The 11,170-nt window shown below is 63.2% G+C and carries 10 protein-coding genes; 8 read left to right on the top strand and 2 right to left on the bottom strand.

Features of this window, described 5'->3' with window-relative positions; genetic code table 11:
• Positions 1 to 1,568: ATP-dependent helicase (locus E5W70_RS15010; RefSeq protein WP_292659360.1), on the bottom strand; the 1,568-nt coding region annotated here is incomplete at its 3' end.
• A 94-nt stretch (positions 1,569 to 1,662) separates the two neighbouring features.
• Complete coding sequence (locus E5W70_RS15005) at positions 1,663 to 1,836, bottom strand: hypothetical protein (RefSeq protein ID WP_023677660.1); 174 nt, start codon at positions 1,834 to 1,836, stop codon at positions 1,663 to 1,665.
• 132 nt (positions 1,837 to 1,968) lie between these two features.
• On the opposite strand from E5W70_RS15005, the gene E5W70_RS15000 reads away from it, so the two are divergent.
• From E5W70_RS15000 to E5W70_RS14965, 8 genes are all read left to right on the top strand, one after another.
• The gene (locus tag E5W70_RS15000) at positions 1,969 to 2,148 is read left to right on the top strand and encodes a membrane lipoprotein lipid attachment site-containing protein (protein ID WP_023719775.1); all 180 of its coding nucleotides are present in this window, start codon (positions 1,969 to 1,971) and stop codon (positions 2,146 to 2,148) included.
• 436 nt (positions 2,149 to 2,584) lie between these two features.
• Positions 2,585 to 4,462: an ABC-F family ATP-binding cassette domain-containing protein gene (locus E5W70_RS14995; protein ID WP_292659356.1), complete on the top strand. Its 1,878-nt coding sequence runs from the start codon at positions 2,585 to 2,587 to the stop codon at positions 4,460 to 4,462.
• Between the two features lie 4 nt (positions 4,463 to 4,466).
• A complete protein-coding gene (locus E5W70_RS14990) occupies positions 4,467 to 4,664 on the top strand; it encodes a hypothetical protein (protein WP_292659354.1) in 198 nt (65 codons plus the stop codon).
• A 42-nt stretch (positions 4,665 to 4,706) separates the two neighbouring features.
• Positions 4,707 to 6,815 carry a molybdopterin oxidoreductase family protein gene (locus tag E5W70_RS14985; protein WP_292659352.1) on the top strand — a complete coding sequence of 703 codons (2,109 nt, stop codon included), beginning with the start codon at positions 4,707 to 4,709 and terminating at the stop codon, positions 6,813 to 6,815.
• Between the two features lie 56 nt (positions 6,816 to 6,871).
• The gene (locus E5W70_RS14980; protein ID WP_292659350.1) at positions 6,872 to 7,570 is read left to right on the top strand and encodes a DUF2270 domain-containing protein; all 699 of its coding nucleotides are present in this window, start codon (positions 6,872 to 6,874) and stop codon (positions 7,568 to 7,570) included.
• Positions 7,571 to 7,641: 71 nt separating this feature from the next.
• Positions 7,642 to 9,978 carry a cation:proton antiporter gene (locus tag E5W70_RS14975; protein ID WP_292659348.1) on the top strand — a complete coding sequence of 779 codons (2,337 nt, stop codon included), beginning with the start codon at positions 7,642 to 7,644 and terminating at the stop codon, positions 9,976 to 9,978.
• A gap of 375 nt (positions 9,979 to 10,353) precedes the next feature.
• Positions 10,354 to 10,587 carry a DUF680 domain-containing protein gene (locus E5W70_RS14970; RefSeq protein ID WP_292659346.1) on the top strand — a complete coding sequence of 78 codons (234 nt, stop codon included), beginning with the start codon at positions 10,354 to 10,356 and terminating at the stop codon, positions 10,585 to 10,587.
• A 270-nt stretch (positions 10,588 to 10,857) separates the two neighbouring features.
• Positions 10,858 to 11,130, top strand: a complete 273-nt coding sequence (locus tag E5W70_RS14965) for a DUF680 domain-containing protein (protein ID WP_292659344.1) — start codon at positions 10,858 to 10,860, stop codon at positions 11,128 to 11,130.
• Positions 11,131 to 11,170 lie beyond the last annotated feature (40 nt).

The raw sequence follows: 11,170 nt of genomic DNA, 5'->3' as shown, positions 1-11,170 counted from the left end.
GCCCGGCGTGTCGTCGCATCCTCGTGGATGCGTTCCAGATGCGGCTCGTACCAGAGCCTGACCTGCTCGATGTCGGCCGGCCATTTTTGCGCGCCGGCGCGCAGGCCGCAATAGAGCGCGACAAAGCCCGGCCAGTCGTCGGCGGCACGCTGCGGCGGCCGGTAGCGGGCAAGCCCCATCGTCTCGTCGAGCGAATTTGCCATGGTCTCGACGATCGCATTGGCGGCCGAAGGGCCGATGCCGGGCAGAAGTTGCAGCACGCGAAAGCCGGCGACGCGGTCGCGCGGGTTTTCGGCGAAGCGCAGCACGGCCAGCACGTCCTTGACGTGAGCTGCATCGAGAAATTTCAGCCCGCCGAACTTGACGAAGGGGATGTTGCGGCGCGTCAGCTCGATCTCCAGCGGGCCGCTATGGTGCGAGGCGCGAAACAGCACCGCCTGTGCTTTGAGAACGGTGCCGGCTTCGCGTTCGGTGAGTATCGCCTGGCAGACATAGCTCGCCTGCTCGGTCTCGTCGCGCACGCTCACCAGCTTCGGCTTTTCCGCCGATTTGCGCTCGGTCCAGAGATTTTTGGTGAAACGCTCCGACGCTTCGCCGATCACCGCATTGGCGGCCGCCAGGATCGTCTCGGTCGAGCGGTAGTTGCGCTCCAGCATGACGACTTCCGCCGGCTGCGCGAACTGCTTGGGAAAATCCAGGATATTGCGCACTTCCGCGGCGCGGAACGAATAGATCGACTGCGCGTCGTCGCCGACCACCGTCAGCCCCGATCCGTCAGGCTTCAGCGCTGTCAGGATCGATGCCTGCAGCCGGTTGGTGTCCTGGTATTCATCGACCAGCACATGGTCGAAACGCGCACCCAGATGCGCGGCGATTTCCGGCTCGCCGGCCATCTGCGCCCAATAGAGCAGCAGGTCGTCGTAATCGAGCACATTCTGCGCCTGCTTGGCCTCGACATATCGGGCGAACAATTGCTTCAGCTGTTCGGCCCAGCCGGCGCACCACGGGAACACCGAACCCAGCACCTCGCCGAGCGGCGCCTGTGCGTTGACGGCCCGCGAATAGATCGCAAGGCAGGTGCCCTTGGTCGGGAAGCGGGCTTCGGTCTTCGAAAACCCAAGCTCGTGGCGGGCGAGATTCATCAGGTCGGCAGAATCCTCGCGGTCGTGGATGGTGAAGGCCGGATCGAGACCGATCTCCAGCGCATAATCGCGCAGCAGCCTGGCGCCGATGCCGTGGAACGTGCCGGCCCAGCTCAGCGCATCGGTGATGACAGAGGCATCACGCCCCAGCACCTCTCCGGCGATGCGCTCGACCCGCTTGGCCATTTCCGCTGCGGCACGGCGCGAAAATGTCATCAAAAGGATGCGGCGGGGGTCGGCACCCCTGACGATCAGATGCGCGACCCGGTGCGCAAGTGTGTTGGTCTTGCCGGAGCCGGCGCCGGCAATGACCAGCAACGGTCCGGCGATCTTGCCGTCGCCATGTTCGACGGCAAGCCTCTGCTCGGCGTTGAGCTTTGCCAGATAGGCCGGCTGGAAGGACGAATCACGGGCGGCGAGGTTCATCGCCCATCAAGCATCGTTTCTGCTTTGTTCGCAACGGTTTGCGGAGCCGGAATAGGGCTCGTGAGCGAAGAGGCCTTGCGGGCAGGCCCGTCGACTAACGCTCGGGCTCGACGCCCATCCTTGCCGATTGCCGCCGCAGCGCCTCGCGATCGTCCTGTGGCGGCGGCAGCAGCAGCGGATCAAAATCGTCGGGCACCTCGTCGATCACTTTCTTGGCGACGCGATAGGCGACATAGACGATTGCCCCGGCAATGAGCAGACGGATCATGCCTTCCTCCATTGATTGTGGAGCAACCGGAGACGCGGCATTTTGTTCCCCGGCTCCTTGGCGAATGCGGGAACGACACCGGCCGCGCAACCAAATCGCCGACGCCTCGTTGTCGGGCGAGAGGAGACTGCGATGAAAAAGCGCTCAATCCTGCTACTTGTGGCAGCTCTGACTGTTGCGGGTTGCGACAACAACATCCAGCCGACCAAGGCCCCTGGCGACACGGTCGAGCAGAACCCGCAGGTCGACAAGAATCCGGTGCCGAAGTCGACGACCGGCGGCGATCAGCCCGGCACGCCGCCGAAACAATGACCACCTGAAATAGCATCGGCACCGGTCAAAGAGGTGGCCGGCGCCGCTTGGGAGGAAGCTGATGGCGCCGGCCAGGCGGAGATCAGGCCCGCCGCACATCCAAGGATAGCCGAGTCTTTCCGCAGCGTCATGGTCGATAGCGTACAGACGGCACGCCCCTGTGGACAAACCTGCCGGCCACGCCAGCGTTTGTTCATCAACACATGGAACAAACCCGCCTGCTGCGTGTTTGGGTGTCGATCGGACGCTCCCAAGGCCGCCGTTCACGAAAGAACCCGCTCTCCTTGTCCCCCCTCAGGATAGCGGGTTCTTTTTGCGTCTTGCGGGAGTCGCCGCCAGGCGGGTTGACTACCTGCTTGCCGGTTTTCGTGCCTTATGCGGCGAACCGGGGCTCCAGCCCTTGCGAAGCATGGTTGTCCCGTGCAAAAGCGCGGCCATGCTGATTATCAACGACCTTTCGCTCCGCATGGCCGGACGCCTGCTTCTCGACCATGCCTCGCTGACCTTGCCGGCCGGCAGCAAGGCTGGCCTTGTCGGCCGCAACGGCACCGGCAAGACGACCATGTTCAAGGCGATCACCGGCGATCTCGCCTCCGAGACCGGCTCTATCAGCCTGCCCAAGAACACGCGGATCGGCCAGGTCGCGCAGGAAGCGCCGGGCACCGAGGAGCCGCTGATCGAGATCGTGCTCAAGGCCGATCTTGAGCGGAGTGCACTGCTCGAAGAGGAAAAGACGGCGGCCGATCCGCACCGCATCGCCGACATCCACATGCGGCTGGCCGATATCGATGCGCACTCGGCCGAGTCACGCGCGGCGACCATTCTCGCCGGCCTCGGCTTCGACGATGCCGCGCAGCGGCGCCCGGCCTCGTCCTTCTCCGGCGGCTGGCGCATGCGCGTCGCGCTGGCCGCCGTGTTGTTTGCCGAGCCCGATCTGCTGCTGCTCGACGAGCCGACCAATTATCTCGACCTCGAAGGCACGCTGTGGCTGGAAAACTACGTATCGAAATACCCGCACACCGTGCTCTTGATTTCGCACGATCGCGACCTGCTCAACCGCGCCGTCAACTCGATCGTCCATCTCGACCAGAAGAAGCTGACCTTCTGGCGCGGCGGCTACGATCAGTTCGAGCGCCAATATACCGAGCAGCGCGAATTGCAGGAGAAGGGCCGCGTCAAGCAGGAAGCCGCGCGCAAGCATATGGAATCCTTCGTCGAGCGCTTCCGCGCCAAGGCATCGAAGGCGAGGCAGGCGCAGTCGCGCATCAAGGCGCTGGAGAAGATGAAGCCGATCGCCGCGATCGTGAACGACACGGTTCGGCCGTTCTCTTTTCCGGAGCCGGTGAAGACGGTGGCCTCGCCGATCATTGCGCTGAACAACGTCAATGTCGGCTATGTCGAGGGTGAGCCGATCCTGAAGAAGATGACGCTGCGCATCGATGCCGACGACCGCATCGCGCTGCTCGGCGCCAATGGCAACGGCAAGTCGACCTTCGCCAAGCTTTTGGCCGGCCGCCTGAAGCAGGAGACCGGCAGCATGACGGTGGCGCCCGGGCTGAAGGTGGCAATCTTCGCCCAGCACCAGCTCGACGATCTCCGACCAAATGAAAACGCGTACGAGCATGTCCGTCGGCTGATGCCGGAAGCGCCGGAATCGAAGGTGCGCGGCCGCGTCGCCCAGTTCGGCCTGACCACCGAAAAGATGAACACCGCCGCCAAGGATCTGTCCGGCGGCGAGAAGGCGCGGCTCTTGATGGGCCTGTCGGCCTTCGAGGGGCCGAACCTTTTCATCCTCGACGAGCCGACCAACCATCTCGACATCGACAGCCGTGAATCGCTGATCCATGCGCTGAACGAATTTCCCGGCGCGGTCATCCTGATCTCGCACGACCGCCATCTGCTCGAAGCGACGGCCGACCGGCTGTGGCTGGTCAAGGACGGCGCGGTCAATCCGTATGACGGCGACCTCGAGGATTACAAGACGCTGGTCACCGGCGTCTCCGGCGACCGCCGCGGCAAGCGCGAGGCGGACAAAGCGTCGAAGGCCGACCGCCGCCGCGACGCAGCCGCGCGCCGCGCCGCCTTCGAGCCGCTGGCCAAGGAAATCCGCGCCACCGAAGCGCTGATGGACCGCCTCCGCAAGCGCATCGACCTGATCGAAGATGAACTCGCCAACCCGGCTGTCTACGAAAAGGACCCCTCGACCGCGACAAGGCTGGCCAAGGAGCGCTCACAACTCGCGCAACAACTGGCCGGCCACGAGGAAAAATGGCTGTCGATGTCGGCGGAGTATGAGGAAGGCACGGCGGAGTAGGAGAATGTCGGCAAAACTATGGATCGAAGCTGCCAAGGTTTTGGCCGTCAATCCCGAAGCTGTCGTAAAATGCCCTGAGTGTGGAGACGGCAATCTGCTGGTCATCGACGCCGGAGCCGGATCATCGCATGTCGAGCGCCACATACATTGCCCGAAATGCGGCGCCTACAACGCCTTGTTCAAGCGCATTGATGGCGTGTAACTGGCCCTACACGCCACTATCACAACCGGCTAGTTTGCGCCCATGAATCAGCACGCCAAGCTCAAAATCGGCCATTCGGCCTGTCCGCATGATTGCCCTTCGACCTGCGCGCTCGAGGTCGAGTTGCTTGACGCCAGGCGTATCGGCCGGGTCCGTGGCGCCAGGGCCAACAGCTATACGGCTGGCGTCATCTGCGCCAAGGTCGCCCGTTACGCCGATCGTATTCATCATCCCGACCGCCTGCTGAAGCCGCTGGTCCGTGCCGGTGCCAAGGGCGAGGGCGTATGGAAGGAAGCGAGCTGGGAGGCCGCACTCGACCTCGTCGCCGAAAAATTCATCGCGGCAGAGGCGAAGTACGGCTCGGAGACGGTCTGGCCCTATTACTATGCCGGCACGATGGGGCTGGTGCAGCGTGACGGCATCGAGCGGCTCAGGCACGCCAAAAAATACTCCGGCTTCTTCGGTTCGATCTGCACCAATCTGGCCTGGACCGGCTGGATGATGGGCGCCGGCGCGCTGCGCGGCCCCGACCCGCGCGAGATGGCGAAGTCCGACTGTGTGGTGATCTGGGGCACCAACGCCGTCGTCACGCAGGTCAACGTGATGACCCACGCCATCAAGGCGCGCAAGGAACGCGGCGCCAAGATCGTCGTCATCGACGTCTACGAAAATGCGACGATGAAGCAGGCCGATCTCGGCCTGGTGCTGAAGCCCGGCACCGACGGCGCGCTGGCCTGCGCGGTGATGCACGTGCTGTTTCGTGACGGCATGGCGGACCGCGCCTATCTCCAGAAATACACCGACGATCCGCACGGTCTGGAAGCGCATCTTCAGACGAGGACGCCGCAATGGGCCGCTGATATCACCGGGCTTTCTGTCGACGAAATCGAGACATTTGCCCGCCTCGTCGGCACGACGAAGAAGACCTACTTCCGCCTCGGCTACGGTTTTTCGCGACAGCGCAACGGTTCGGTCAACATGCATGCCGCGGCCTCGATCGCGGCGGTCACCGGCTGCTGGCAATATGAGGGCGGCGGCGCCTTCCATACCAATTCGGGCATATTTAAGCTCAACCAGGAACTGCTCGAAGGCACGCGGATGCGCGACCCCGCGATCCGTCATCTCGATCATTCGCGCATCGGCCCGGTGCTGACCGGGGCTGAGGATGCGCTCTATGGCGGCCCGCCGGTGACGGCGCTGCTGATCCAGAACACCAATCCGGTGAATGTCGCGCCGGAGCAGCGGCTGGTGAAGCAAGGTTTTCTGCGCGACGATCTGTTTTCCTGCGTGCATGAGCAGTTCATGACCGACACCGCCAAGCTCGCCGATGTCGTGCTGCCGGCAACGATGTTTCTCGAGCATGACGACGTCTACAAGGGCGGCGGCAACCAGCACATCACGCTCGGGCCGAAGCTGATCGACCCGCCGGAAGGCCCGCGCACCAATCATTTCGTCATCGAGGAGCTCGGCAAAAGGCTCGGTGTCGCCGACCGTCCGGGCTTCGGCATGACCGAGCAGCAGCATGTCGATGTCATTCTCGGCAAGCGCGGGCTGGGCAGCTTTTCGAGCCTGAAAGAGCAGAAATGGGTCGATTTGCAGCCGGATTTCGCGGCCGCGCACTTCCTGGACGGCTTCGGCCATGCCGACAAGAAATTCCATTTTCGCGCCGACTGGACGGGCCAGGCGTCGCCCAATCGGCCACCGAAAAGCATGGGCCTGTTCGGGCCGGTGGCGCGCCTGCCGGAATTCCCTGATCATGTCGACCTGATCGAGGTGGCGGACGAGGCGCACCCGTTCCGGCTGACCACCTCGCCGGCGCGCAATTTCCTCAATTCGACCTTCACCGAAACGCCAGTGTCGCAGGCAAAAGAGCGCCGGCCGGAGCTGCTCGTGCATCCCGATGATGCGGCGGCACTCGGCGTCGCCGACGGCGGCCGCGTCGAGGTCGGCAACCAGCGTGGCGAGGTGGTGCTGCACGCAAAGCTGTTCGACGGCATCAAGCGCGGCGTCGTCGTCGCCGAAGGCATCTGGCCGAACAGCGCCCACGAGCGCGGCGAGGGCATCAACGTGCTGACCGGCGCCGATGCGCCGGCGCCCTATGGCGGAGCCGCCTTCCACGACAACAAGGTCTGGCTGCGCCCGGCGGATTGAGCGTCGGAACGATATCTCCATCCGGCCGTTTTCGCGTGGCGGGTGGAGGCTTTGTCATGGCAGAAGTGTTGCCGGCGCCGGATCCCATCGGACGGACACTGTCGTCCGGCGAACTCGTAACCACGATGTCCCACTTTCATCGCGCCGAGATTGCGCGCATGGCTGGGTGGCGCGACCGCCTGGACCGGACGAGCAACTGGGCGATAACGGTTGTCGCGGCGATGCTGTCCGTCTCGCTTTCGACAGCCAGCGCTCACCATGGCGTGCTGCTGTTTGCCATGCTGCTTGTTCTGCTGCTGCTGTGGATAGAGGCGCGGCGATACCGCTTCTTCGACTTCTATCGGGCTCGCGTGCGCCAGTTCGAACGGCACTATTTCGCGCAGGTATTCTCGCCGCAGCCGGATTTCGCGTCCGATTGGCTGTTGATCGTCGGCGAGAGCCTGCGCGCACCAAAATTCCTGATTTCGCAACGCGTGGCTTTGGCGCGCCGTCTGCGTCGCAATTACATCTACATGCTGCTGATCCTGCTGCTGGCCTGGATCCTCAAACTGTCGACCCCCAGCCTCTTAAACGAAGGCGTCCGCATCGGTTTCGTTGGGTCGATGCGTGAGGCCGTCACCAGTGCTGCCTTAGGCCCAGTTCCGGGCGCGGTCATCGTCGTGCTGGTCGCCGTCCTCTATGCCGGCCTATTGGTGGCAGCCTTCCTGACGGAGAGCGACGACGGCGAACTCTCCTTCGGTGACGTCCACGTCTAGCAACGCCCTGTTTGGCAACGCAACGCGCTGTCGCGCGTTGTTGGACACGTGCATTGGGCGATGGGGGTTTCATGGCTTGGCAGGCTCCGACACGTTCCAGCCTGGCGCTGCTGGTTTGCGCTTTCGTCCCCGCAGGCGCGGCCTGGGCAGCGGAAACGCTCGTTGCCGGTACCCGGGCATCGGGCATGGGCGGTTCGGGCGAGGGCGCTTTCGTCGCCGAGATCGTGCTTCTGCTGCTTGTCGGGCGCGGCCTGGGCGAAGTGCTGCAGCGCTATGGCCAGCCGGCAATCATGGGCCAACTGATCGGCGGCATCCTGCTCGGTCCTTCGCTGTTCGGCTGGCTGTCGCCGTCGGCCCAGCACCTGATCTTTCCCAGCGATCCCGCGCAAAAGGGCATGATTGACGCTGTCTCGCAGCTCGGCATCCTAATGCTGCTTTTGCTGACCGGCATGGAGACGGACCTGCGGCTGGTGCGCCGGGTTGGCGCGGCCTGTTTTTCCATTTCGGCTACCGGCGTCGTGGTGCCCTTCATCTTCGGTTTCGCGCTGGCGCAGTTCCTGCCGGACGCATTGCTGGCTGACCCCACGCAACGCACCGTCGCCGGGCTGTTCCTGGGCACCGCGCTGTCGATTTCGTCAGTCAAGGTCGTCGCCATGGTGGTGCGCGAGATGAACTTCATGCGCCGCAACCTCGGACAGGTGATTATTTCCTCGGCGATCATCGAGGACACGATCGGCTGGCTGGTCATCGCCGTAACCTTCGGTATCGCCACCAATGGCAGGCTGCAGTTCGCGCCGCTGGTGACCACCATCGCCGCGGTGGCACTGTTCATGGTGTTCTCCTTCACCATTGGCCGCCGTCTTGTCTTCACCTTGATCCGCTGGACCAACGATCAATTCCGCAGCGAGTTTGCGGTGATCACCATGATCCTCATCATCATGGGAGCGATGGCGCTGATCACCAATCTGATAGGCGTCCATACCGTGCTGGGGGCGTTCGTCGCCGGCATCCTTGTTGGTGAATCACCCATCCTCTCCAGCCATATCGAAGGCCAGCTGCGCGGCGTCATTACCGCGCTGTTCATGCCGATCTTCTTCGGCATGGCGGGGCTTTCCGCCGATCTCACAGTGCTCGCCGATCCGACGCTTGCCATGCTGACGGGCGCACTCGTGGTCATCGCCAGCATCGGCAAGTTTGGCGGCGCATTCATCGGCGCCAAGCTCGCCGCCATGTCGTTCAAGGAAGCAATCGCCGTCGGCAGTGCCATGAACGCGCGCGGCTCGACCGAGGTCATCGTCGCCAGCATCGGCCTGTCGATGAACATCCTGTCGCACAATCTCTTCACCATGATCGTCACCATGGCCGTGATCACCACGCTGGCCATGCCGCCGATGCTGCGCTGGGCGCTCGGCCGGCTGCCGGTTGGGCACGACGAGCAGCAGCGTGTCGAGCGCGAGGCGTTGGACGAATACGGCTTCATTTCCAGGTTGGAGCGGCTGCTGGTGCTGGTCGACGACAGCAGGATCGGCAAGTTCACTGCCCATCTCGCCGGACTGGTCGGCGGAGGCAGCGGCATGCCCACCACCTTGCTTCGCATGCCCACCACCTTGCTTCAGCCGAAAGACGGCCGAGTTGACAGGCCGACCGACAGCAAGGGACAGGAGCGCGCCCTGCAGGAAATCAAGAAGGGTGCAAAAAAAAGCGCTCAGGCGGTGAAACGGATCGAAGATACGCTTGTCGACAAAGTCCATCTGACGGCCCGCACCGAATTGGAAGCCACGGGTGAGACGATCGCCGAAGAGGCCCGCAAGGGATACGGCCTGTTGCTGGTCGGCCTTGACAATGTGCTGACCGCCGATGGCGCCTTCGCGCCGGCCCTCAACGACATTGCCGCAGGATTTGACGGCCCGCTTTGCCTGGTCCTGAACGGCGGCAATGCTGCCGAAAAGATGCCGACGCTGAAGGCCGGCACCAGCATCCTCGTCCCAGTCAACGGTACCCAGGTGGCGCGTCGCGCCGCCGACTTGGCGCTGGCGCTGGCCCGTCCAAACCGGGCGCGGATCAAGGTTCTCTACGTCTCGCAAAGGGCAGCCAAAGGCCGCAGGTCGACATCGGTGTCGCATAGCCGCGAAGAGGCCGTGCTGAAAGACATCGCCGATCTGGCGGGCCGGTACGGCCTGCATATCGACACAGCCTTCCATACCCGTGTCACACCCGACAAGGCAATCACCAGGGAGGCGGCCAAAGGAGCGGCGATCGTCGTGATGGGCGTCACCCAACGTCCGGGTGAGGACCTGTTCTTCGGCGAAACCGCCGGCGCTGTTTTGGCCGCTTGCAACTGCCCGGTCGTGCTTCTGGCCAGCGCGCGGCCCAAGCATGACGCCGCTGGCGCTGAGCTGGCAGCGTGATTTCATGGCGCATTGATCCGTCGGCAGGAAATGTGATCGAGGCTCTGAAGCGCTGATCAGCTAAACGTAAAGAGAACTCGAACCGAACGGTTCGGTTCTGTTGACGGAGCGTATAGGAGGCGGTGAACGCCGGCTCACAGAATGTTCGCGCCGAAAATCACCAATGACCGCATAACCCATTGAAAAGAAAGAATAACATCGTAGCTAAAGGAGCCGCATGTCGAATTTCAAGCGGCCAATTTGGCGCACCCGTACAAAATTTTCGTGATTGGAAACGACAGGCTTGCCGACCCATCTCGGGGTTCCGAGCGACGCGAATTCCTCCCAAGGCACGCCACGTGACGGACAGAACAAAGAAATACCGGAGTACCTGAAATGACCAAGATCGCTCTTACCGCCGCGGCCGTCCTTGTAGCCACCGGCACCGCTTTTGCCGGCAGCGACCATTATGGCTCGGACAATGTCAACCAGCCGGCCGCTCCTGCTGCCAACGTCGACAACACCTTGACCGGCTCGATCCGCAAGCCGGTCGCTTCCGAGCATACCGGTACCAAGGCGACTTCCGAGTCGGTGGCGCCTGAATCCGGCCAAGGCATCTGGGGCCGCTGATTATTACAGCCCCGCAACACAAAGAGCGGCGGGCTTGGCCCGCTTGGTTTCGCCTGTCAACGGGGTGCGCGCCGGATAGCATCCTGCGCCGATCGAATACTTTAATTTGCAGGTTTCATCTGTAGCCATGATCTCGGTTACTGAAATCGTCCAGCAACATGCACGTCGGAAAAAGCCGATGCGTATTCGTCGGCGCGGGCAGCGCTCTCATCTCGAATGCGTCGAAAGCAACGACAACTCACGAATGACCAGTACACTGGAGTACCTGAAATGACCAAGATTGCTCTTACCGTCGCCACCATCGTCCTCATCGCCACGGGCAGCGCCTTTGCCGGCAGCGATCACTATGGTTCGGACGGCGTCAACCAGCCGGCCGTGGCTGTTGCCAACGCGCCTGTCGGCACTATCGACAGCGGGTTTACCGGTTCCATCCGCAAGCCGCTGACGGCTGAACACTACGCCGTCGACACCGAGGCGACGACCCGCTTCGGCAGGGATCAACCCGTAGTGCCCCAATCTGGCCGGGGCAACTGGGGCCGATAGGTCCTCAAACTCCGGAGCACAAAGAGCGGCGGGCCTGGCC

It is taken from the genome of Mesorhizobium sp., from assembly GCF_005063415.1.
Classification (GTDB): Bacteria; Pseudomonadota; Alphaproteobacteria; order Rhizobiales; family Rhizobiaceae; genus Mesorhizobium.
This window is presented reverse-complemented; position numbering and strand designations above follow the sequence as displayed.